This window comes from Lysinibacillus sphaericus, from assembly GCF_002982115.1.
Lineage (GTDB): Bacteria > Bacillota > Bacilli > Bacillales_A > Planococcaceae > Lysinibacillus > Lysinibacillus sphaericus.
Window position 1 is genome coordinate 147,655 of sequence record NZ_CP019980.1, and the last position, 24,387, is coordinate 172,041.

22 protein-coding genes are annotated in these 24,387 nt (G+C 36.2%); 15 read left to right on the forward strand and 7 right to left on the reverse strand.

What is annotated here, in order from left to right; genetic code table 11:
- Positions 1-95: 95 nt before the first annotated feature.
- Entirely contained in the window at positions 96-605 is a 510-nt protein-coding gene (locus LS41612_RS00675) for a CHASE3 domain-containing protein (protein ID WP_105928881.1), read from the forward strand.
- On the opposite strand, the gene LS41612_RS00680 is transcribed toward LS41612_RS00675, so the two are convergent.
- Positions 561-1,711, reverse strand: a protein-coding gene (locus tag LS41612_RS00680; protein ID WP_105928880.1) for an IS3 family transposase whose coding sequence is annotated in 2 segments (ribosomal slippage) — positions 561-1,438 and positions 1,438-1,711 — 1,152 coding nt in all. Because the reading frame shifts where the segments join, the coding sequence is not laid out codon by codon here. The two genes, LS41612_RS00675 and LS41612_RS00680, sit on opposite strands and share 45 nt — an antisense overlap.
- A 56-nt stretch (positions 1,712-1,767) precedes the next feature.
- On the opposite strand from LS41612_RS00680, the gene LS41612_RS00685 reads away from it, so the two are divergent.
- On the forward strand, positions 1,768-4,134 hold the full coding sequence (locus LS41612_RS00685) for a hybrid sensor histidine kinase/response regulator (protein ID WP_024364452.1): 2,367 nt from the start codon (positions 1,768-1,770) through the stop codon (positions 4,132-4,134).
- A 9-nt stretch (positions 4,135-4,143) separates the two neighbouring features.
- Positions 4,144-4,998, forward strand: a complete 855-nt coding sequence (locus tag LS41612_RS00690) for a CheR family methyltransferase (protein WP_024364451.1) — start codon at positions 4,144-4,146, stop codon at positions 4,996-4,998.
- A gap of 107 nt (positions 4,999-5,105) precedes the next feature.
- Here the strand turns inward: LS41612_RS00690 and LS41612_RS00695 are convergent, their stop codons facing one another.
- Both LS41612_RS00695 and LS41612_RS00700 read right to left on the reverse strand, forming a co-directional pair.
- Positions 5,106-6,248, reverse strand: a complete 1,143-nt coding sequence (locus LS41612_RS00695; RefSeq protein WP_024364450.1) for a SpoIIE family protein phosphatase — start codon at positions 6,246-6,248, stop codon at positions 5,106-5,108.
- Between the two features lie 280 nt (positions 6,249-6,528).
- Positions 6,529-7,539: a hypothetical protein gene (locus tag LS41612_RS00700; protein WP_024364449.1), complete on the reverse strand. Its 1,011-nt coding sequence runs from the start codon at positions 7,537-7,539 to the stop codon at positions 6,529-6,531.
- A 323-nt stretch (positions 7,540-7,862) separates the two neighbouring features.
- On the opposite strand from LS41612_RS00700, the gene LS41612_RS00705 reads away from it, so the two are divergent.
- A complete protein-coding gene (locus LS41612_RS00705) occupies positions 7,863-9,119 on the forward strand; it encodes a GNAT family N-acetyltransferase (protein ID WP_024364448.1) in 1,257 nt (418 codons plus the stop codon).
- Between the two features lie 29 nt (positions 9,120-9,148).
- On the opposite strand, the gene psiE is transcribed toward LS41612_RS00705, so the two are convergent.
- Positions 9,149-9,598 carry a phosphate-starvation-inducible protein PsiE gene (psiE, locus tag LS41612_RS00710; RefSeq protein WP_024364447.1) on the reverse strand — a complete coding sequence of 150 codons (450 nt, stop codon included), beginning with the start codon at positions 9,596-9,598 and terminating at the stop codon, positions 9,149-9,151.
- 263 nt (positions 9,599-9,861) lie between these two features.
- Here psiE and LS41612_RS00715 point away from each other — a divergent pair, with 263 nt between their 5' ends.
- On the forward strand, positions 9,862-10,086 hold the full coding sequence (locus LS41612_RS00715; RefSeq protein ID WP_024364446.1) for a hypothetical protein: 225 nt from the start codon (positions 9,862-9,864) through the stop codon (positions 10,084-10,086).
- 210 nt (positions 10,087-10,296) lie between these two features.
- Here LS41612_RS00715 and guaC read toward each other — a convergent pair whose 3' ends face one another.
- On the reverse strand, positions 10,297-11,280 hold the full coding sequence (guaC, locus tag LS41612_RS00720; protein WP_029747417.1) for a GMP reductase: 984 nt from the start codon (positions 11,278-11,280) through the stop codon (positions 10,297-10,299).
- Positions 11,281-11,571: 291 nt separating this feature from the next.
- Here guaC and LS41612_RS00725 point away from each other — a divergent pair, with 291 nt between their 5' ends.
- The gene (locus tag LS41612_RS00725; protein ID WP_024364444.1) at positions 11,572-11,994 is read left to right on the forward strand and encodes a VOC family protein; all 423 of its coding nucleotides are present in this window, start codon (positions 11,572-11,574) and stop codon (positions 11,992-11,994) included.
- A gap of 299 nt (positions 11,995-12,293) precedes the next feature.
- Here LS41612_RS00725 and LS41612_RS00730 read toward each other — a convergent pair whose 3' ends face one another.
- Positions 12,294-14,243 carry a methyl-accepting chemotaxis protein gene (locus LS41612_RS00730; RefSeq protein ID WP_024364443.1) on the reverse strand — a complete coding sequence of 650 codons (1,950 nt, stop codon included), beginning with the start codon at positions 14,241-14,243 and terminating at the stop codon, positions 12,294-12,296.
- Between the two features lie 246 nt (positions 14,244-14,489).
- On the opposite strand from LS41612_RS00730, the gene LS41612_RS00735 reads away from it, so the two are divergent.
- Complete coding sequence (locus LS41612_RS00735) at positions 14,490-14,864, forward strand: VOC family protein (RefSeq protein ID WP_024364442.1); 375 nt, start codon at positions 14,490-14,492, stop codon at positions 14,862-14,864.
- 116 nt (positions 14,865-14,980) lie between these two features.
- Here the strand turns inward: LS41612_RS00735 and LS41612_RS00740 are convergent, their stop codons facing one another.
- On the reverse strand, positions 14,981-15,727 hold the full coding sequence (locus LS41612_RS00740; protein ID WP_024364441.1) for a YybI family spore inner coat protein: 747 nt from the start codon (positions 15,725-15,727) through the stop codon (positions 14,981-14,983).
- A gap of 282 nt (positions 15,728-16,009) precedes the next feature.
- Between LS41612_RS00740 and LS41612_RS00745 the strand changes: the two genes are divergently transcribed.
- The 8 genes from LS41612_RS00745 to LS41612_RS00780 all read left to right on the forward strand — a co-directional run bounded on the left by LS41612_RS00745 (position 16,010) and on the right by LS41612_RS00780 (position 24,271).
- Positions 16,010-17,176 carry an acyl-CoA dehydrogenase family protein gene (locus tag LS41612_RS00745; RefSeq protein ID WP_024364440.1) on the forward strand — a complete coding sequence of 389 codons (1,167 nt, stop codon included), beginning with the start codon at positions 16,010-16,012 and terminating at the stop codon, positions 17,174-17,176.
- Positions 17,177-17,211: 35 nt separating this feature from the next.
- Positions 17,212-18,081 carry a transporter substrate-binding domain-containing protein gene (locus LS41612_RS00750; protein WP_024364439.1) on the forward strand — a complete coding sequence of 290 codons (870 nt, stop codon included), beginning with the start codon at positions 17,212-17,214 and terminating at the stop codon, positions 18,079-18,081.
- A 114-nt stretch (positions 18,082-18,195) separates the two neighbouring features.
- On the forward strand, positions 18,196-18,903 hold the full coding sequence (locus LS41612_RS00755) for an amino acid ABC transporter permease (protein ID WP_024364438.1): 708 nt from the start codon (positions 18,196-18,198) through the stop codon (positions 18,901-18,903).
- A 9-nt stretch (positions 18,904-18,912) separates the two neighbouring features.
- Positions 18,913-19,617 carry an amino acid ABC transporter permease gene (locus LS41612_RS00760; protein ID WP_227665391.1) on the forward strand — a complete coding sequence of 235 codons (705 nt, stop codon included), beginning with the start codon at positions 18,913-18,915 and terminating at the stop codon, positions 19,615-19,617.
- 13 nt (positions 19,618-19,630) lie between these two features.
- Positions 19,631-20,386 carry an amino acid ABC transporter ATP-binding protein gene (locus tag LS41612_RS00765; protein WP_024364436.1) on the forward strand — a complete coding sequence of 252 codons (756 nt, stop codon included), beginning with the start codon at positions 19,631-19,633 and terminating at the stop codon, positions 20,384-20,386.
- A gap of 244 nt (positions 20,387-20,630) precedes the next feature.
- Complete coding sequence (locus LS41612_RS00770; protein ID WP_024364435.1) at positions 20,631-21,368, forward strand: DUF4184 family protein; 738 nt, start codon at positions 20,631-20,633, stop codon at positions 21,366-21,368.
- A gap of 293 nt (positions 21,369-21,661) precedes the next feature.
- Positions 21,662-23,074: a YfcC family protein gene (locus LS41612_RS00775; RefSeq protein WP_024364434.1), complete on the forward strand. Its 1,413-nt coding sequence runs from the start codon at positions 21,662-21,664 to the stop codon at positions 23,072-23,074.
- Between the two features lie 27 nt (positions 23,075-23,101).
- Positions 23,102-24,271 carry a M20 metallopeptidase family protein gene (locus LS41612_RS00780; RefSeq protein WP_024364433.1) on the forward strand — a complete coding sequence of 390 codons (1,170 nt, stop codon included), beginning with the start codon at positions 23,102-23,104 and terminating at the stop codon, positions 24,269-24,271.
- Positions 24,272-24,387: the final 116 nt, after the last annotated feature.

Sequence of the window (24,387 nt, forward strand, 5' to 3'; positions counted from 1 at the left end):
AGTAAAATGGATAAAAGGTGAAGTGCATCTGTAATTTTTAATTCCATCATTATACTGTTAATATGTTAGTAGGACAGGTAAAGGTAGGGAATACAATGGATAAAAAAATGAAAATGGGTATTCGGACTAAGATTACCCTCGGTTATGTAGTTATTATTCTTTGTTTACTTGCGTCAGTGATTATATTAAACAATCAAATTACTTCCCTACAAAAGGAAAGGAATTTTATTATTAAATATGATTCTCAAGTACAAACACTTACAAATCGTATTGAAAAATATATTTTAGATATGGAAACGAGCCAACGAGGCTATATTATTACGGGTGATTCGAGCTATTTAGAGCCATACGAAAATGCCGAAGAAAATTGGAAGATTGACTATGATGAACTCTATCAGTTATTAGAAAATAGGGGCAATCAGCAAAAGAAGTTAGAAACTATTAAGGCTACGATAGAACATTGGATTGCGACATCTGGTGAACCGACAATACATTTAAAAAAAGAAAAGAATACGGTAGCGGGACTGACCCCGATATATAAGACAGTAATCAAAAAAGCATTACCCAACCAGTTGTCGGTATTGAACCGGCGACTGGTTGTTTAGTTTCGTTTGAATTCGGTTATTGTTATAATAGTTTATATAGTCTTTGACAGTTTGTTCTACGATGGCCGTCGTAGTACTGTTCAAATTGTCTAAGTAGAATGTTTCAGACTTTAACACAGAATGAAACGATTCGATTGGGGCATTATCAGCGGGCGTACCTTTACGGGACATGCTCATGGTAATGCCTTTTGCTTTTACGGCCTGTTGATAATCATACGATGTGTATACCGCCCCTTGGTCACTGTGCAACGTACACCCTTCGGGCAAATGATGAAGTTGAGCTAATGTATCCAGCACAAAATCAGTATCTTGGCAGTCTCCAATCGAATAGGCAATAATTTCACCATTATATAAATCTTGAATACTTGAAAGATACAACTGTTTTTGACCAAATGGCAAGTAAGTAATATCAGTTACGAGCTTCTGTAACGGTGCGGTGGCTTCAAAATCGCGATTTAATAAATTTGCTGCGATTGCATAAGGTTGTCCTGTTCGTTTCCGTTTTTTCACTTTCACGCGACATTGCCAACCATATTTTTGCATGATACGTTGAACCACTTTATGATTGACGCACATTTCTTGACGTAAGAGTGCTGTAATTTTTCTGTAGCCATAGCGAAATTTATTTGCTCGACAGAGTTCACCGATACGTCTCTCTATTGCTTGACGAGACCTTGCATCGGTTGATGCCTGTTTCCAACGATAGTAGGTAGATCGTGCAATCCCAAAGTGTTTACAAATGTCCTTTACAGACATCATGCTTCTTAGTGACGCAACTAACTGTACTGCTACTTCTCCAACCACTTCCTCTCCAACTCTGCGTACTTTTTTAGCACCTCAATTTGTTGCTTTAAATAACGGTTTTCCAATGCTAATTTCGTTTGTTCATTGTCCGGTTCAGGACCCTTATTAAAGATATATTGTTTGCCTACAGGTTGTTTCAAACGATTGACTTCACCATTTCTATACCAACGCACCCATGTTTCGACCTGTGTTTTATGGCGTATATTTAATTCCAATAGAATCTGTTTGACAGGTACACCCGCTAATCGCATCTTAATCGCTTTCATTTTTACTTCATAGGGATAACTCACTCTTGTTCCCATAGAAAAAACACCTCCAAATTGAAATTTAAGTATCTATACCCGAATTTCAATCGAAGATGCTTTTTTTATTTGTCTATACCTATTGGGGTCAGTTCCTAGCATTGCAAGAATTTTTTAAAGTAGATGTTGGACGCAAAGATATGGACACGATGCGAAAGCAATTTGACGCTTTCCGTGCAGATGAGAACGCATTTACGCAAACTAAAGCAAAACAATTAGACAAAACAAATAGTAATTTAACTACGGCATTATTTGGTATCTTAGTGCTTGTATCTTTTATTGCGATTGTTATAGCTAGTGGGATTTCACGTTCAATCGTCAAAACAATAACAGAGGTCACACAAACAATTAAAGAAATTGCCGCTTCAAAAGGTAATCATCGAACAAGGATTCACGTTAAAACGAATGATGAAATTAATGCGCTGGCAGATGCGACAAATGAGTTGTTAGATACACTTGAGCGAAGAGAATGGCTGCAAGCTAATATCGCTGAAATCGTTACAAAATATCAAGGTATTTCTGCTATCACGAAATTGGCTGAAACTTTTCTTTCAGAAATGGCGCAAAAAACACAATCATCCTTCGGTGCATTTTATGTGCGAGAAATGCACAATAACGAAGTCTGCTTTGTGAAGAAAGCGTCCTTTGCTGACATGGGAGACAAGGTTGGTATTGACCAATTTAAAATTGGACAAGGTTTAATTGGTCAATGTGCGCTTGAAAAACGGGTTTTCATTAATCACGATGTTTCGCAAGATTATCGTTTAATCGGAACAGGTTTAGGTGAAGCACCACCAAAGAGTATTTTTATTTTCCCCATTATATTCGAAGATGAGGTTATAGCTGTCGTAGAACTTGCGACGATGAAGAGTTATACAGCGTTACAGCAGGAATTGGTGAACCAAGTAATCGAAACATTTGGATTAACGGTCAATAGCATTTTAGGACGTATGGAAATTGTACGACTCTTAAATGAATCAAGAGCCATGACAGAGGAATTACAAGTACAATCGGAAGAGCTACAAACGCAATCGGAAGAGTTACAAATGCAAACAGAAGAGCTCACGATGATTAATGAACAGCTTGAGGAAAGAACAAAAGAAGCTGAAATGAAAACGAAAGAATTAGAGAGCGCCAAAAAAGATTTAGAAGATAGTGCGGAGCAACTTGTATTAAATTCTAATTACAAATCTCAGTTTTTAGCCAACATGTCCCACGAATTACGGACACCATTAAATAGCATTTTAATTTTGTCTGAAATGTTATCAGAGAATGGCAACGATAATTTAACGGAAGAAGAGATGGAATTTGCAAGAGTCATTCATTCTTCTGGTGAGGATCTACTTGCATTAATCAATGATATTTTAGATATATCAAAGGTTGAGGCTGGTAAAATTGAAATTATTTTTGATGAAGTAAATATGAGTGAATTGCCAATGCAAATAGAGCAAATCTTTGCGCCAGTAGCTAAGAAAAAGAATTTAGAATTGCATATTTCGAAAGCACCAAACGTAGTCGATATTTTCTATACAGACGAAAAGAGATTCCAACAAATTTTAAAAAATTTATTATCAAATGCATTGAAATTTACGGAACAGGGTTATGTACATTTAAATATTAAGCAGCTTGATCATCAACAACTAACATCTAATATGCAAGAAGTAAGCACAGAATGGCTTGAAATTACGGTATCTGATACGGGAATAGGTATTCCAAAGGACAAGCATCAGCTAATCTTTGAATCCTTCCAACAAGCAGATGGGGCTACTGTACGTAAATATGGTGGAACAGGTCTTGGTTTATCCATTTGTAAGGAATTTGCAAAATTACTTGGAGGTTGGGTTGCATTACAAAGTGAAGAAGGGAAAGGCAGTAGCTTTACGCTCACTATTCCAAGTTTACCTAACGGCTTAAATACGACAGCCATAGATTCCGCTTATGTTGAAGTGGTCGCTACACTAGAAGCAGATGACATTGTTGAAGAAGTGGAAGAGCAAGTAGAGGAAAGCTATCAGGTTTCTCCACAAGAAGTAGAAGTTTTCCAAGGGAAAAATATTTTAATCGTAGATGATGATAATCGCAATATCTATGCATTGAAAGCAGCGCTTGAAAAAAGAGGCATGAATATTCTCGTTGCAAAAGATGGATTAGAATGTTTAGAGATTATGGAGACGAATAATAAAATAGATCTTATTCTGATGGATATTATGATGCCGAATATGGATGGATATGAAACAATGTCTATTATTCGTACGAAAATGAAGCTTACTGATTTGCCAATTATCGCTTTAACAGCAAAAGCAATGAGTACAGATCGTGATAAATCTCTAGAAGCAGGTGCATCTGATTATATTAGTAAGCCGTTAAATCTAGATCAATTAGTATCGGTCTTACGCGTATGGCTAGTTTCTAAAGGGAGTTAAAAAATAAGCATGGATAATCAATTCCAAAATTTTGAGCTAAAGCAACAAATGAATAAGCATGCGGATATGGAAATTGAGTTACTACTCGAAGCTATCTATCGTTTATCCGGTTTTGATTTTCGACAATATAATCGCTCATCTATTTCTCGTCGCATTTATAATCGGATGAGGGTGAGTAATATACCGACTATTTCCCGGGTACAAGAAAAAGCGATACATGAAGAAAGTTTTTTGGAACAGCTCTTGAATGATTTTTCTATCAATGTCACAGAAATGTTTCGTAATCCTAGCTTTTTTAAAGCGTTCCGTAAAGAAGTTGTGCCCTATTTAAGACAGTACCCAGAAATTCGTATATGGCATGCAGGATGTGCTACAGGCGAAGAGGTGTACTCAATGGCTATATTATTACAGGAAGAAGGACTAATAGATAGGTCTGTGATTTACGCTACGGATATGAATGAGCATGTGTTAGAAAAGGCAAAAAAGGGCGCCTTCTCAATAAAAAAAATGCAAGCATATACAACGAATTATATGCTTGCGGGGGGGAATCATGCTTTTTCGGAATACTATAAAACTGACTATCAATACGCCTATTTCCATCCGGAACTTTTAAAAAATATTATTTTTGCACAGCATAATTTAGTAACAGATCAATCCTTTAATGAATTTCATGTGATTGTCTGCCGCAATGTTTTAATTTATTTTTCTCCTGCTCTACAAAGCCAAGTACATCATTTATTTTACGATAGTCTAAGCCGAGATGGCTTTTTATGTTTAGGTGATAAAGAAACGCTACGTTGTGACGGGATCATTTCAAAATATAAAGAAACTGTTGCCATTGAAAAAATTTATCAAAAAAAATAGAAGGTAGTCATAGAAAAAATCCGCTATACATTCTGTTGCAGACATTGCGTTTACGCTTGGCAGCAGCAGAAATGTATGCGGATTTTTGAAATTATTGACTCCTAAATTTACATTGCTTGTGCTTGAATCATTAATACACACATATCGTCCGGTTGGTTTTTTTGCTTTTCTTTAGGTAGTAAATTATCAATCAGACATTGTGTATAATTCCATTTGTTTGAGGTTAGTTTTTGTAAAAGTTTTTCAGATTCTATTTCGCATGGTCCCATCGCCTCTAAAACCCCATCTGTATATAAAACAATTTGAACATCCTTTTGATATTGTATTGTTTGTTTTTGTACCTTTATTTCTTCAAAAAAGCCGACAGCACAGCTTCCTTGGTTTAAAGGAACTAGTGTAGTTTCATCAACAAGTGCGTATCCAGCAGGATGGCCCGCGTTAACGTATTCAATTGTTTTTTGTTCCGTATCAATCACTATGTAAATAGCTGTAAAGTAATGAATATTTTCTTCCTTTGCATTTTGCAGAAGCGTCATATAACGATTTAGTTCCTTAATAACGAGCTCGGGTTCCACCAACTGTTTGACAGCTTCCCTTAGTACAGAAGAGATAAACATACAAACGAGCGCTGCTGGTATACCGTGACCCATCATATCGAGTAAAATAACCGCGTAACGGTGATCGTTAATTTTATACCAATAGTACATATCCCCTGCTAAATTTGAAGAGGGGAGGTAGGATACCTCGATTTGAATATGATCTTCAGTTAAAGGTGCACTTAGTAAACTGCGTTGTACACGTGTGGCTAAATCTAATTCATACTTGATTTTCATTTCTTGTTTCATATGCCAATCTAATTCAGCCTTTAATCTTAGAGCAACACGAATTCTTGCAAGAAGTTCCGTCTTATTGATGGGCTTTGTAATATAATCGACCCCTCCAATATCGAGTGCTTCCGCAAGCTTGTTTTTATCTTCTAATGCTGTAACGAAAATAATTTGAATATCTTTGAATTTTTCATTTTGTTTTATCCGTTTGCAAGCTTCAATACCATCTATTTCAGGCATCATAATGTCTAATAAAATCAGCTCGACAGAAGTACCTGCGGGATTTTTTGCATCTAACTGAAGATAGTCGAAAAGCTCATAAGCTGATGAAAGAGATACACAGTTATCATAACCTGCATTTTTTAAAATTTTTTCGATTACGAATAGATTGACTGAATTGTCATCTACAAGAAGAATTGTCATAGTTTTTTCCCCTTATTCTGCTTGAACCATTGATGAAGTGCAGATTATAAATTGTATTAAAAATACTCTTAACATCATTATTATACAAAATATTAGAGAATAACGGTATTTTAATGAATTTAAGGTATATTTTACTAGGAAATAAGTTTGTTTTTTATTGCTAAACCTCTGTTAACTATAGGTGAAAGTCACAACGAGTAGTGAAAAAATATGAAAAAAAATCAATATTAATTTATTACCCTTTCTGTTTGGTGATTTAAACTATTTTTCATAAAGAATTTTAGCGCTTTTTAGCCTTTTTAAAGCCACTATAAATATCAAATACACTTGCTAGAATCGTCAGAGTAATTACGACAAGTAGTATGCGATCTAGCGTAAACAAAATCTTTGTAGAAGTGGTTTCCATAATAGCCGCCATATAGGGTATTGCCGCACTATGAATAATATCAGGCTGATTTGCCATGACAATCAACACAATTGTACCCATACATTGAAGAACGGCACTTATAATGGCAATCGGCATGGTCCATTGTCTAACCTTCCATTTATATATGGTTAAAGCCATACTTAAAACGATGCAAAATAAAATAATCGGTCTATAAGACAAGAGGGTATCTTGGTTGAAAATAGGCATAACAAATTTTAAGCCACTTCTTTCATCCGAAGAGTAAATTCCAATCAGATGAGCGGCATTCAAATAAACAAACGTAAAAATGGCTATTCCTAATATGCTAAAGATAATATCAGTAAGCGGTATATAATTGTCTTTGTCGATAATTTTTGTTTTCTTTAAATCTTCCGGTGTCCATTCTTTGTTGCTTTTCATAAAGAATAGTAGATTTTTCGTGTTACCATAGCGTTCCGTTATGATAAAGGCAATGGTAATCCAAAACAGTACTTGTAAGACTACTTCGATCATAGTGGCAATCGTTATAGATATGGCTTGAATAATAGCAGACAACAGCAATCCATCCGCTGGGAAGGAAAAAATACTTTTTACAAGAAGTACAATTATTGTAATAAGGATTGCCCAAGGAAGCACTACTTTGATTGTCTGCATGTAAGTGCTGTACAGTTCAGGACCAATTAAATATTTCGGTTCCTGTTGATAGCTCGCAGCAAGTATTGCTGGGTCTCCAAGTTTTAAAAGAGCTTCTTTTACCTCTAATTCTGAAAAATCCTCGGGTAACATATCTTCAATTGTAGATTTTAATTCAACTCCAATCGCGTCCCTTTTCTTTTTAGGAATCCTTCGAATCACTTCATAAATATAGGCATCAATCAAATCCAACTTTGTCATCCTCCTTATAGTAATGTATATAGCTCTAACAACGTTGTTAGAAGCAAAAGAAATAGCGTTTCAACACATCATATTTGAGGCAACTACTACGCTCTCTGTTTTGCATTTCCCAGCGAACATGTTGATATTGGGGGAAGCTAACAGCCCCGTGCCTTCGAAGGCACATTTTTATCGACACACATTTTTTAGCTTCTCTACAGTTATCATACAGTAATGAATAGTGTGTGGTAATATATGTTATTAATAGGGGCGGGAATTAATGTGAAAGCAAATGGCATTAAGCCAAATATTTTTATAATAATAGGAGGGTGTATATGCGAATTGTAAAGAAAATTCAAGAAGAAGAAGAAGTTTTAAAATATGTAGATATTGTTATTGGTGCTTATCCGGGAGTCGTGCAAACTTCTCCACAAACAAAGGAGCGATTAGTATCCATTTTTAAGCATAACATGAGCAATGAACCCACTATAAATTATTATGGACTATGGGAAAACCACAATTTATTGGGTGGTATGCGTATCCATGATTTTAAAATGAACTTATTTTCGAATATCATTCCAATTGGTGGTGTTGGTCAAGTTGCAGTAGACTTACTGCATAAAAAAGAGCGAGTTGCTAAAGAACTAATCGATCATTTCTTTCAAATTTTTTTAGAGAAGGATGTGCACATCGTTGCCTTATATCCATTTAGACCGGATTTTTATAAAAAAATGGGCTTTGGCTATGGACCGAAAATGTACCAATATTCAGTCCAACCATCAAGCTTTCCGAAAGGGTCCACCAAACAGCATCTTAAATATTTACATCAACAGGATCAGCAATTGTTGGAAGAATGTTATAACAGAATAGCACTGAAAAAGCATGGTATGTTTTTAAAAACAAAAAATGAGTTGGATAGCATTTTTCAAAGTTCGCAAAACTATATTATTGCAGTCGACAAAGGTGACCATATAGAAGGCTATATCGTATTTTCATTTAAAAAGCAAAGTGAGTCGAATTTTTTGCTGAATAATATGGTTATAAAAGAATTTTTATATGAAACACCCGAGGCTTTACTGGAGCTTAGTACGTTTTTAAATAGTCAGGCAGATCAAGTAAATCGAATTGAATGGCATACACAGGATGACAATATTCATTTCTTTTTAGGGGATGTCCGTAATGAATCCAATCATTTAATTCCGAGTGTATACCATGCCAATGCTATTGTAGGGATTGGTTTAATGTATCGGATAATCAATGTAAGAGGTTTCTTTCAGGAACTCAAGCGACATCATTTTAATAATAGCAATATAACGTTTAAGCTTACTGTTTATGATTCGTTGTTAGAAGAAAATAATAAGCCTCTTATAATAAGAGCGGTAGATGGCGCTCTGGAGATGTTAGAAAACGCACACTATGATGTAGAAATGACAATTGATATTGCGGAGCTTTCTTCGCTAGTGATGGGTGTGGTGACGGTTCAAGAATTATTTATGCTCGGCATGCTAAAGATTAGTGATGAACAGTTTTTACAGGAATTGCACAAGTTCTTCTTTGTTTTGAATAAACCAACGTGTGTAACAGCATTCTAATAGAAGAAAGACGTTAAAATTTTTTCGTGTTAATCCTTTTTCATTAGGATGGATGAACGGACGGGTCTTTCTAAAGGTGTAATATTAATAATAAAATAGCTAATAATTAATATTAAAATAATAAGGGCATAGATTAATGTGTTAATGGCATGATCGTGTTCGACAATGATTAAGCGAATCATCGCTGTAATCCCTATATAGATAAAGTATCGTAGCGGGAAATGGTAATCCTCTTTAAAGTACTTAATAATCATTGTAATAAATTCAAAATACAAAAAGAAAATAAGAATATTTGCTAGGAAAAGTTTGTAGTCACTAGTACCGCCTTTTAATAAGATGTTTAGAAACTCAATGAGCTCTTTCATAAGCAGGAAGGACAGTATAAGTGCTAATAATACAAGGCAGACGTTGAGAAATAATTGTAAAGATTTTGGGACAGCTTTTACAAGTTGTTGATACGTATTATGCTTGTGATTCATGTAATTCCTCCATCTTCTTATTTAAACATAATATTTATCTTATAGAATATGAATAAAACGTCGAAAAGAGAATAGCAATTTCACAAAAATTTGAGTTATTTGGTGTATTTTCTTACTTTTATTGAATATAACATGATAACGTAAACAGAAGATGCGTAATACTGTAAATAACTGTATAGTATTGTAAAAGAAAGTTTTTAAAAAATTTAGGCTGTATGATAAAATAGAGTTGCATGAATATAAAATAAAAGGGGTTTTTTTAAATGGCAAAATCAGCAAAATCTGATGCAAAAATTACACCAGAGCGTTTAGAAGAGGCGTTAAATGTTCGTGACCGTCTTATTATTGAGTTATTAGTTCAAGTTCTTGACGAGAAATTAGTCATTGAACGTCCTGTATTACGTGAGCGTTTAGGTAACCTTGTAGACCTTTCTGATCATGATGCAGAATTACAAGAAACTTTACATGCTGTAATCAACAAGCTGTAATATCTAATCTTTAAAGGCGATTAGTAAAGCATAAAGATGTACTTCAAACAGGCAAGCTCCTTTGGGGGCTTGTTTCTTTGTCTATGGGATATTTCAAGTGCATTGTGTAGAGTTATCAACTTTCGCCATAATCGTATGAAAAGTGAAAAGTACCCTATAAGATAGATTGTTGTCTATCCTATAGGGTACTTTACGTTAAGCTAATAGTGCTTAGTAAACTTTATCGCCATTAAAAATTGAATTTTTTACAATAACGTAATCTACGTTGCGAATAGCCTCTAGCTTCGTGCCACCAGCATAAGAAATAGATGATTGAAGGTCTTGTTGCATTTCAATTAACGTATCTTTTAGGCTACCTTTATGTTCTACAAACATTTTTTTACCTTCGACATTTTTCTTCTCACCTTTTTGGAATTCTGATGCAGAGCCGAAGTATTCTTTTACTAATTTGCCATCGATTTCAATCGTTTCACCTGGCGATTCCTCGTGGCCTGCAAATAAAGAACCAATCATGACCATTGAAGCACCGAAACGTACAGATTTCGCAATATCACCATTTGTGCGGATACCACCATCCGCAATAATTGGTTTCGTTGCAGCTTTTGCACACCAACGTAGTGCTGCTAATTGCCAACCACCTGTGCCAAAACCAGTTTTAATTTTTGTAATACATACTTTACCTGGCCCAATACCAACTTTTGTAGCATCTGCACCAGCGTTTTCAAGCTCACGTACCGCTTCAGGTGTACCAACATTACCAGCAATAACAAAGCTATTTGGTAAATGTTGTTTAATATGTTGAATCATACGAATGACAGCGTTTGAATGACCATGTGCAATATCAATTGTAATAAATTCCGGAACTAAGCCAGCACTTGCTAATTCTTCTACAAATGTATATTCCTCATCTTTTACACCGACACTAATGGAAGCAATTAAGCCACGGCTTTGCATATCTTTAATAAAGCTAATACGCGTTTCAGGGTTGAAACGGTGCATAATATAAAAGTAACCGTTTTCAGCAAGCTTAGCGGCAATACTTTCATCAATAATAGTCTGCATATTTGCAGGGACTACAGGTAATTTAAATTTGTGTCCGCCTAATGTAACAGATGTATCACATTCTGATCGACTGTTTACAATACATTTTGCGGGAATTAGTTGAATATCTTCATAATCAAATACGTTATCCATTATATACACTCCTAAAATACGAATATTTTTCGATGTTTATTTTAAATTGTTCGCCATTTGGTAATTTACATGATTTTCAATGAAAAGTCAAAGATTTTATCAAAATAAATAAAAAATAGACAGTTGGAGACAAGAAAGGTACTAAAACATAGAAAAGCATATCCTTTTTTGACAGTATAATATGAATGTTAGAAGTAAAACTATGGAGGATTTCCTAATGGTAAGACTAGCTTATCGTTCGCTATCTAAGTACAATAGAGTTGTTTCATAAATGACAGAGGAGTGGTGAGCATGGCAGTAGAGGTGTATTTAATTTTCAATGGCAATTGTCGAGAGGCTGTAACATTTTATGAGCAAGTTTTTAATACGGACAAGGCTGAAATTATGACATTTGGAGATTCACCAAGTGATCCAAGCTATCCATTACCAGAGGAAGCGAAAAATCTCGTTATGCATACACGCTTATCCATTTTAGGCAGTACGGTAATGTTTTCGGATACATTCCCAGGTTCACCGTTTACCATTGGTAACAATGTCACATTAGCTGTTGTAACAGATGATGAAGCGCAGTTACGACAAGCGTTTGAAAAACTGAAAGAGGGTGGCAAAGTGACGATGGAACTTCAAGAAACATTTTGGAGTAAATGTTACGGTTCACTTACAGATAAGTTTGGTATCGAGTGGCAGTTTAGCCATGAGGAAAAAGCTAGATAGGAAAATTGAAATAGGCTGGGACAAAAGAGAAAAAGTGTTAGATTGAACCTAATCAATCTAACACTTTTTTGCTATGTCGTTGTTGTCCGCTACGACGATGCTTTCCGCTCAGCACCGTAAGCCGCAACCCTTGCTAACGCGCGGAATGCCCGCGTCTTACATTGTGTGCTGTTCCAGCCGGAGTCACCGTCTCCGCTTGAACACTTCTCTTTATTGCAAAGCAAGAAGAGCCATAAATAGCAAAAATTTATGAACATCTTTTCTCTGTTCCTTAAATTTTTTAGTTATGTCCCAGCCTCTTAATATTTAAAACGACCTACAAAGCTTTGTAACTCGTCCGCCATATCGAGTAAAGCTTTAGCTGCGGATGTCATCTCCTGCATAGAGGACAATGTTTGTTCAGTTGAAGCGGCAACTTCTTCAGAGGCTGCTGCATTCATTTTTGCATGATCAGTTAGCTCGATTGCCGTTGCAGTAACTTCTTCCACTACAGCTGATATTTCTTGAGCAGATGCAGAGATACCTTCCATTTTCGGTGCAATATTACGTAAACTTTCAGTAATGCTCGCGAATTTTTTACTTGTATCTTCTGATAGCTGTAAACCTTCATGTACATCAGAAGAAGCTTTGATCATCGTTTCCACCGATTTAGCCGTATCTTGTTGAATCCCTGTAATAAGCGAAGAAATTTGCTCAGCAGATTGATGTGATTGCTCGGCTAATTTTCTTACTTCATCAGCTACGACAGCAAATCCTTTACCGTGCTCGCCTGCTCTAGCAGCCTCAATCGCAGCATTTAATGCTAGTAAATTTGTTTGGTCGGAAATCGCACTAATAATTTCTAATATTGAACCAATTTCTTTTGTCCGATCATAAAGCGACTTAATCATTCTGTCTGATTGTGTCACGGATTCATTAATTGATACCATTTGATTTACAGTGCGTTCAACGGATTGACCACCTTCCTCGGCTTGCACAATCGCGTGGTTAGAAAGGTCTGTCACTTGCATTGCGCTATCTGCTACTTCAACGATTCCTTGTGCAATTTCTTCGATAGAGATAGCATTTTGGTCGATACCTGTTGTCTGTCTTTCTGCACTAATCGCTACTTGTTGCATCGCTTGTGAAACCTGCTCAGAAGAAGCAATATTTTGCTCTGCGTGGGCAGATAATCCTTGTGCGGATTCTTGTACATGTTGGACGCTGCGGTCAACATTGCGAATCAGGTTTTTCAAGTTCACCTTCATTGAAATAAATGCTTCACTAAGTAAGCCAATTTCATCCTTAGAGTGAATTTCGATAAATTCCGTTAAATCGCCTTCACTAATTTTTAAAGCACTATGTTTTAGTCGATTAATTGGATTTACGACAGAACGAATCATAATCAGCATAAACATTACACCCACAACAATGGACACCGCAATAATGATTAAGTTCATATTAAACGTTGTAGCGGCCGCCTTTGTCGCTTCAGCTGTGAACATTGTACCAACAAGTTTCCAACCCGTTAGTTCATTTGTGATAAATTGTAGCTGTCGATCAGCTTCTAAAATTGTGCCACTATCCTGTTCATAAATTTTAGCGATATAACTTTCAGTAGCCTTGGAACCACTTTCTTTATCACGTTGAGAAATATATAGTTTGTTGTTATCTAATAGTGAGGCAAAGCCTGTTTTTCCAATACGAATATCATTCGTAAGGGCACTTAATGTAGATATATTGAGATCTAATCCGATGACTCCAGAATTATCTGGCAATGCTTGTGTAATTGTAATAACCATGTCACCAGAAGCTTGTGAAATATAGGGTTCTGTAATCGTTACCTGCCCTTTGTTGTTTACTGCTTGTGTATACCAAGGTCTTGTTCGTGGGTCAAAGTCACTTTGATATTGCTGAGCGGGCTCATCGAGAATTTTGCCCTCACTTGTCCCAAAATAGACAAGTTCAATCTCTGGATGCATATTTACGTATTCTTTAAATAGTGACTTAAGCTCCGGCACTTTACTTTCTTGTAAGTAAGATTGATTAAGTTTCTTAGTAAAATATTGAATGTCCTCAATCTTTGGCTTAATTGTACTAGTAATATTCGTATTAAGCATACGAATACTTTCGTTTGTACTTGCTTGTTGTTCCTTAGAAATTTGCTTCTCTGCACTTTGATAAGAAATGATACCGATTAATAAAGTTGGGATGAGAAGCATTGCTAAGAATGAAAAAATGAGCTTTTTCCGTAAACTTAGTTTTGTCAATTGTATTATCCTCACTAAAAATGTTTTATTGTTATTGTTCTATACTTTTCCCCAAGAAGGTAAATAATAGACGACTAGCTAATTTTAACAAATATACAATAAAAGTTAAGCCCTTATCGGTTTTTATTTTTAGATAATTGATCGTATCGAAAAAATATCTCAAAACTTGAAAAACATTCTTTGTTGATAGACATAGAAATGTTCTAATTGATGTATACTATTGCTCAGAAGAGGAGGGAATTTGTAATGATTCAACAAATTGGACAAGTAATGTTATATGTAAATGATCAAGATGCAGCTGTCGCGTTTTGGACTGAAAAAATAGGATTTGTAGTAGTAGCTGATAATAAGGAAGCAGGGATGCGTTGGATTGAAATTGCTCCTACAAAGGATGCCCAAACGTCATTCGTACTGCACAATAAAGAAGTAATTGCAAAAATGCAACCGGAATTAAATTTAGGGACACCTTCTATTATGTTTTACGCTGATAACATAACTGACATGTATCAAGATTTCCAAACGAAAGGAATTAAAGTAGGGGATTTAGTCATGATGCCAATCGGTAGAGTTTTTAACTTTGCGGATCCTGAAAACAATTACTTCGCTTTAGTGGAAAAATAAAAAAAGGGGGGCTTTAAACCCCTCATTACTAAAAATCCGTAGGGCTGTCTACGGATTTTTTTATATAAACACCAAAGTAGTTCTATTTCCAGAGGGCTACCTGTCTTAATGAGCGTTTATGTTAAATCCTCACCATAAATGGCTACAGATTGTCGATCAACGACAAACTCCCGACCATTCCATTTTAAAATGTTTTCAACATATCCTAACCCATCCGCATGATATCTGCCCGCAATTTCTTGATAAGCTAATATTTCATATGTGCCATCACGATCAAAATCAACAGGGTATAATCCACTGATAGGGTCAACCCAACCTTCAATCGGTTGCTTTAATGTGCCATCTTGATTATAAATTTCCGCTAAGTACTCGGGTCCTTTATATTGTAAATCCAGAATATATTGCTTTTTAGGATTAAAACTCCGCACGGATGCTTTATAGTTATTTAAGTAGTTGACTGAGTAAGTTAGTTTATTATTAAATGACTCGGTATCAAATATTGAACGTACTTTGCCGTTTATAGATGAAAAAATTTCACCGTTAATAATTCCTCCACTACCACCAGTATCAGAAATCACCATAATATCTTCTATATGATCTCCAGTAAAATCTCCGAGAAAAATGGTAGGACTATAGCCAACGTTTTCTTTCAGCCCGATTTGTTCGAATTGCCGTGTCTGCCCGTAAAAGATGACAAGTGTAATGTTTTTCCAGAGCGGGCTATCGGGTGTTTTAGTACCCATTAAAAATACAGTTTCAAAAAAACCATCACCGTTAATATCTCCAAATTTTGTTTGAATAATTTGAGGAGCCATTTGGGTCATGCTGATAGTACTTGGAGATGGATTTAAATTATTGTTCATTTATACACCTCTTTCTTAGTGTTAGCATATGTTTTGAATACAGCTTGGTGCATAAAATAAGTTGTGAAATAAAAGAGGGGAATAAATCCTATAATACTTACTAAAAAACTTGTGATTAGCCCATTGACAATTAACCATGTTGAAAGTATCATAATGTCAATGAATCAGAAAATTCAGTACCACAAGTTATCTCACTACTTAATGTAGGTAGAGATTTTTTTTAAACCGTTAATTCTTAGTAAATATATATGTTTTATATAATTTGGGAAGAAGGAGATTTTTGTGAAAGAGTTATTTATTAAAACGGAGCGTCAGCGTTACTGGCTAGAGCAGTTGGCTTCAATTGCAGAGCCAATCAAATCGGAGGCTGTAGAAGTCGACGAACAGTCCCGGTTTCCATTTGAGGCATATAAGCTACTATTACAAATCGGCTATCCAAAACTAACTTTACCGAAACAATATGGAGGAGAAGGATTATCTGTTTACGATATGATTCTCGTTCAAGAAACATTAGCTAGTTACGATGAAAACGCCTCTCTTTCACTCGGATGGACATTAGGTGTTGTTGGCGAAATATATGACAAAAAGCTATGGGCTGAGGATTTACTCCAAAAATTCGCACAGAAAGTACAACAAGGTGCCATTATCAATCGAGCCGTCAGTGAATTAGCAACTGGTAGTCCAACGCGAGGTGGCCGTCCAGGAACAAATGCCGTATCGACAGCGGATGGCTGGTTATTAAATGGCCGTAAAATATTTACGACTGCATCGCCCGTACTCGATTATTTCTTAACGTCTGCTTGGATTGAAGAAAAAGGGCAAATTGGCTTTTTCCTCATTCATAAAGATGTAGCAGGGCTATCAATTGAAGAAAATTGGCAAATGTCAGCGATGCGTGGCACAAGCAGTCATGATTTAGTATTACAGAACGTAGTGGTTCCTACTAATCATTTAGTAGAATTGCCGAGTCATCCAAGTGGTGGCAAGATTAATGGCTGGATTTTGCACATCCCTGCAACTTACTTAGGGATTGCACAGGCAGCGAGAGACTATGCGTTACATTTCGCTAATCATCATCAACCAAACAGTTTAAATGCCCCGATTAGCACATTACCAAATGTACAGCAGTTATTAGGAGACATTGAATTAAAGCTACATCAGGCACGTTTTGTCCTTTATGGCGTGGCAGAGGCTTATGATGATCCAACAAGACGACATACTTTAACGAATGAAATGGCGGTTGCCAAGCATACGGTGACGAATATTGCGATTGATGTCGTGGATAAGGCGATGCGCGTTGTTGGAGCAAAAAGTTTACAGCTTACGAACCCGTTACAACGCTATTATCGTAATGTTCGTGCAGGATTACATAATCCACCAATGGATGATATGACGATACTAAAATTAGCGACAGCTGCCATTGAGCAACAAAAATTATCTGAACAGTAATCATATAATCACTTGAGATGAAGGAGAAATGACATATGTTTAAACAAAAGAAAAAATTATTTCAAATTGCAGCAGTCGGGTTGGCCTCTCTTGCTATTTTAGCAGGATGCAGTTCGGGCGAAGCTTCTAAAAATGAAACAGAAGATGGGGTTAAAGTACGTACTGTGAAGGTAGCATACGATCAAGCATCTAAACCGATTAGCTATATTGACGATAAAGGTAATCCAACAGGCTACGACGTGGAAGTAATGAAGCTAGTAGATGAACTATTACCTGAATATAAGTTCGAATATGTTGGAACTACAAGTGATGATTTATTAATCGGTGTAGAGCAAGGAAAGTACCAAGTCGGTGTGAAAAATGCATTCTTCACGCAGGAACGTACAGAGAAATTCATTTTCCCTAAAGAATTTTTAGGATTAAGTAGTGCAGGTTTAGTGCTACGCAAAGAAGATGAAGGGATTAAAACATTAGCGGATTTTGCGTCAAAAGGATATTCATTAGCGCCGATTGCTGCTAACAATGCCCAGTATACAATTATCGATGAGTACAACAAAGCAAATCCTAACAACAAAGTAAAATTACAAGCAGGTGATGCCTTTACTGTCGATGTTGTGCAATGGGTAAATGAAGGGCGCGTTGATGGTGGTGTCATGATTGAAGGTCCATTTAAGCAGCAAGTATTAGCGGACGATGGCGCTTATCATAATTTGAAGGATGAGGTTGTTTATAACGAATTTGCAGTGATTAAAACATGGCCACTGTTCAATAAAAAAGAACAAGAATTTGCGGATGCTTATGATAAAGCGATTGCCCAAATTAAAGAACAAAAGAAAACAAGTGAATTAAGTAAAGAGTTTTATGGCCGTGATTTATTTGAAGTGTTAGAAAACGTAAATCGATAATTTTTAAAAGGCTGCCTGAGTCAAGTTACTCAGCAGTCTTTCTTAATAAACGGAGAGCGAAGGCGTTGAAATTTAGCTGCCTTTAGTGAAGACATTGATAAAGTTGGTGAGGAAATGGAGAAGTATTTTGATGCATCGTACATTTGGAACGCTATTCCCTTATTATTGCCGTTTTTAAAAGTAACCTTTTTAGTTGCAGGGTCTTCCATTGTACTAGGTATATTCTTCGGCTTATTATTAGCCGCTGCAAAGTTAAGTTCAATGAAGGTATTACAAAAAATGGCGAATTTATATACAACTATTATGCGTTGTACGCCATCCATTGTTCTATTATTCCTTGTTTATTATGGGGTACCTGCATTAGCAGAAAACATCGGTTTAAATCTTCATGCGATAGAGACAGCCTTCTTCGTCGTCGTGACATTTACATTGCAGTTTGCTGCAATTATGTCTGAGGTGATTAGGTCTTCCTATTTGGCGATTAATAAGGGACAGTTTGAAGCTGCTGTTAGTGTAGGGTTAACACCGTTCCAAGCTTATCGCCGCATTGTTTTCCCTCAAGCGCTTGTAATCGCATTACCAAACTTCGGAAATGCCATGATTGCGTTATTACAAGAAGGAGCATTGGCATACACAATTGGGCTAATTGATATTGTTGGTAAGGCTAATTTAATTATTGCAAGTAATATTAATGCGCATGCATTAGAAATCTATATCGCACTTGCGATTGTTTATTGGGTACTATCGATTGTGATTGAAAAATTCTTTGCTATGTTAGAAAAGTTTTTTGGCAAGGGAAAAAGAACGTTAGAAACAACGTAAGGGGGCGTAATGATGAACTACCAATTTTTAGTTGAAACCTTTTTTGTAGCATTATCGGGTGTACCGATCGCACTCCTTGTAACGGTTGTTGCATTACTCGTTGCTCTTCCACTTGGCTTTTTATTAGCACTGACACGCATTAATAAAATTCCGGTTATACATCATCTAGCAAAGATTTATGTATCCTTTGTTCGAGGTACGCCCATTATTATTCAGATTTTTATTATTTATAGTAGTATTCCACTCATATTAAAAATGGTTTTTGAAAAATATCATATTACCTATGACATTTATAAAATCAATCCAATTTGGTATGCATTTATCGTGTTTGCTTTTAGTACAACAGCTATTTTAATCGAGGTATTCCGTTCGGCACTTGGTACCATTGAAAAGGGTCAGCTAGAGGCGGCACATGCAGTGGGTTTAACGACATTTCAAGCTTATCGCCGAATTATTATTCCACAAGCATTAGTAGTGGCGATGCCGAATATTTGTACAGCAACAGTAAACCTAATAAAAGCGACGTCATTGGGATATGCGATGTCCTTACCAGAAATTACATTGAAGGCAAAAGTTGCTGCAAATGTGGGCTACAATTATGTGGAAGCATATCTTGATATATTCATCGTGTATTTAATTTTATGCAGTACGGTTGAATACTTGTTTAAGCGATACGAGCAACATTTGAGCAAATACAAAGTGGCAAATGCCTAAGGGGTGAATCTTTATGTTAACAATCAAAAATATTCATAAATCATTTGGCGATAATGAAATTTTAAAAGGTGTAGATTTATCGATTGATAAAGGTGATGTAGTTGTTATTTTAGGCCCGAGTGGCTCAGGTAAAACGACTTTATTGCGTTGCATTAACTTTTTAGAAAAGGCAGACCAAGGGCATGCGACATTCGGTACAATCGATGTGGATTTTCAAAATGTCAAAAAGAAGGACGTCCATGCTATTCGTCAACGTGTAGCGTTTGTATTCCAAAATTATAATCTTTTTACGAATAAAACAGCTTTAGAAAATGTGACAGAAGGACTTGTTATTGGCCGAAAAATAGCAAAGGCTGAAGCGATTGAAATCGGTAAAAAAGCGCTTGATAAAGTAGGGCTGTCAGAAAAATATGATGCTTATCCAAGTCAGTTATCTGGCGGTCAACAGCAGCGTGTTGGTATTGCCCGTGCAGTGGCCTTGAACCCAGATATTATTTTATTTGATGAGCCGACTTCTGCCCTTGACCCAGAACTAGTGGGAGAAGTATTGACGGTTATGAAGAACATTGCGAAAGAGGGCACGACAATGCTTGTTGTAACGCATGAGATGGGCTTTGCAAAGGATGTAGCTAACCGCGTTATTTTTATGGATGGTGGGGTTGTTGTCGAAGAAGGAAGCCCACATGATATATTCGTTAGCCCGAAAGAAGAACGGACGAAAAAGTTTTTAAAGCGTGTGATACCAGAGGATTATACATTTTATATTTAAGGTTTTCATTGGAACTAGTGAAACGTTTTTAGTGGCAGGGATGTAGCTCTAGTTGTTGTAATATCTTTCTTCGGACCGATGATTTACGTTTTTATTTGTCATTGCGTCCTATAGAATTTATACTTTTACTTGAAAAAAAGGTTCAATTCTTGTAGGCATAACAAGGAGTTGAGCAACAGTTTTATTCGGAAAGTTTTTGAGAACTTACAGTAAAAGCTAAATTTTCAAAAAGGGGTTTACAACAATGCCACTTACTTTTGCACATCCCGCTGCCGTATTACCGTTCTCAAGAAAAAGTAAGTATATTCATTTTTCTGCCATGGTTATCGGTAGTATGGCGCCAGACTTTGAGTATTTTCTAAGAGGCCAACCTAAGGGTGAAATAGGTCATACTTTTATGGGGTTTATTACGTTCAATCTACCGTTAGTAGCTTTCATCTACTTTATCTATCATTTCTTTATACACCAAACCTTCGTTCATTATTTGCCTAATATACTACAAGATACTTCTACAAATAGAGTAGATTCCAATAAATTGTTGAAATTAGTCGTGTTTATTTATTCTGCCTTGTTTGGCATGCTTACTCATGTCGTATGGGATTCCTTTACACATATAAATGGTTATATGGTGCTTACTTTCCCTACAATATTTACTAAAATCTATCGTATTTATGGTTTTCATCTACCTTTGTATAAGTTTTTGCAACATGGTAGTACATTACTGGGATTCATTTTGATATTTGGTTATATGTATTTCAGAGCATTATCTCAGAGACATAGAAATGCTACCGTTGGTGTTACACATAAAATTATTTATTGGTCATCCTTATTCGTAATGACATGTTCAGTAGTAATTAGTTGGTATGTCATTGACCATGTTCCATTTTTAAATTATGGCATTCTTGTTGTAAGAATAATCGATTCTTTTTTTATTAGTTTATTCGTCATATCAATCTACTTAAAATATTGGCTAAAAAGGTAAAGTACTGAGATTTATCTTTAAAGAGACTGTTCTGGTAAATGGGACAGTCTTTTTTGTTGCTGAAAGGAGCGTGGGATTTTGGCTATATGAAGGGAGCATCTTTCAATTCTTTATTAAACAGAATTATCAAAAAATATTGACATTTAAGTTTTCTTTTTTTATATTTTTACTAATATATTTCCGTTTATCGGAATTAATTTCCGTATAGTGGAAATGTATATGGTGGATTTTTTGTCTTATGTAGCAAGTTGCTACTTTAAGGTTTTGTACTACGAATGCAAAGGGGAGAGAGGATGGCAAATCTACAAGAGAATCATAATGTTGAAGAGCCGAAAATCAAGGGGATTAATGCGTTTGTTTTAATGTTTATTATTATTTTAGTTATGAGTGTCCTTACGTATATTATTCCAGCTGGTCAGTATGATCGAGTTGAAATAAACGGGCGTATGGTTGTAGACCCTGAATCATTTCACTATATAGATTCGAGTCCAGTCGGTTTCCTTGAAATATTCAATAGTGTCCATTTAGGGATGCTAGAAGGTGCTTCCATTATTTTATTTGTTTTCTTATTTGGGGGAGCGCTTGGTATTATGCAAAAAACGGGAGCGATCGATTCATTTATTAAAGTAATGGCTTCTAAATTTGGTCAGAAGGAGTACGTGTTAATTCCAATTCTGATATTAATCTTTGGTAGTTTAGGAACATTAATCGGTTCAGCAGAGGATACACTTGTGTATATTGCCATCATTATTCCATTAACGATGGCTCTAGGAATGGATGCCATTACAGGCTTTGCAATTGTCATGTTAGGGACATTAGCAACTGGTTTTACATCTGGCATTACCAATCCATTTAACATCGGCGTTGCTCAAACGATAGCTGAATTGCCAATGTATTCAGGTATGTCTTATCGCATTATTGTATTTGTTGTGTTCTATCTTTTAACAGTAATTTATATTATTCGGCATGCAAAAAAAGTGAAAGAAGACCCAGCGAAAGGAATCTACGGAAAGTTTAAGAGAGAAGAAACGGTGGAACTATCTTTAGACTTTAAAATGAGCGGTCGTCATTTATTGGCTTTGCTGGTGTTGTTAGCGAATTTTGTTGCATTAATTGTCGGGGTTATTAAGTTTCAATGGTATATCAGTGAAATTGGTGGCGTATTCTTATTAAGCAGCATTATTATGTCGGTAATTTGTAAAATGAGTCCAAATCAAATGGCTGAAGGCTTTATTTCAGGAGCGCGAGATATGGTGGAGGGTGCTTTAATTATTGGCTTTGCTCAAACAATCCTCGTTATTACGACATCGGGTGGCTTAATTGATACTATTTTACATTTTGTAGCGAATGCAGTCAGTGTACTACCTGCTTCTATTAATGCAGTAGGCATGTTCTTGCTACAACTGTGTTTAAATTTCTTAGTGCCATCAGGTAGTGGACAAGCTGCTTTAACAATGCCCATTATGACACCATTAGCTGATTTAATTGGTGTAACAAGACAGACAGCCGTATTGGCTTTCCAATTTGGAGACGGTATATCGAATATGGTCATTCCTACAAGTGGTGTTTTGTTAGCAGGTTTAGCAATCGCAGGTATTCCATTTTCCAAATGGTTTAAATGGGTTTTCCCATACTTCGTTATTCAAACGACGTTAGCCATTATTTTATTAGTTATTGCGCACGTTATGAATTACGGCCCGTTTTAATTTAGAGAATGATAGGAGGATTTACAAATGATAAAAACAAAAGATTTACATCAACAGGTCATTGCTTGGAGACAGCATTTACATATGTATCCTGAATTATCACATCAAGAGCATCAAACAGCACAGTTTATCTATGAGCAATTAATAACATTCCCACATTTAGAAGTAAAACGGTTAACAGAAACGAGTGTTTATGCATGTTTAAAAGGGACGAAGACGGAGGGGCAGGGTCATACGATTTTATTGCGTGCAGATATTGATGCATTGCCAATTGAAGAAGAGACCGATTTGCCATTTAAATCAAAAAATCCAGGGGTGATGCATGCTTGTGGGCATGATGCACACCCAGCGATGTTATTAGGTGCTGCGAAAGTATTAGCTGAACGGGGTACAGATTTCAATGGTGAAATCCGTTTTATTTTCCAGCATGCTGAGGAGGTAACGCCAGGGGGAGCTGCTCAACTTGTGTCATTAGGTGTTGCGGATAATGTAGATTATGCATTTGCATTACATGTAAGCCCGGATTATCAAGTCGGTCAATTTGCCATGAAGGATGGAAAGTTTACGGCAGCTGCAGATGATTTTGAGATTAAGATTTACGGTCGAGGTGGACATGCTTCGACGCCAGAGGTTGCAATTGATCCGTTATTGATTGGGTCAGAAATGGTTGTGGCATTGCAAACTATTGTGTCGCGTAAAGTACCAAGCATTCATGCTCCGGTTTTAACGGTAGCAAAATTTCATTGTGGTACAGCTTTAAATATTATTGCGGATACGGCAGAGCTTGGTGGTACAATTCGTTCGCTTGATGCGACAGTACGTGTGGAGGCTCGTCACTATTTAGAGAAGATTGTCAATGGTATAGCGTCCATGCATGGGGCTAGAGTAGATATTAAATGGGAACTTGGTTGTCCTTCTGTAACCAATGACAAGGAGCTTACAGCTTTATCGCGTCAAATAGCGGGGGATATTGTAGGGGCAGAAGGTGTACAGGAATTACCTGCACCAATGTTTGGAACAGAAGATTTTGCCGATTTTTCAGAGATTGTTCCTTCTTCAATGCAGTATATAGGGGTGCATAATGAGGATTTTGGTGAAGCCTATCCTTTGCATCACCCTCGCTTTAAAATTGATGAGGATGCCTTGATTTATGGTGTTCGCTATTTTGAAAAAATCGCACGGACATTATGCCCTTAAAACCATCACCAGTGTGGGTGGGTGTTTGAGTGTATTGGTGTAAAGTATCTAGTAGTTAATTGGAGTGATGTATGGAAACGCCCGCAGCGGAAATCAACGGCAGTAACTATCTACAT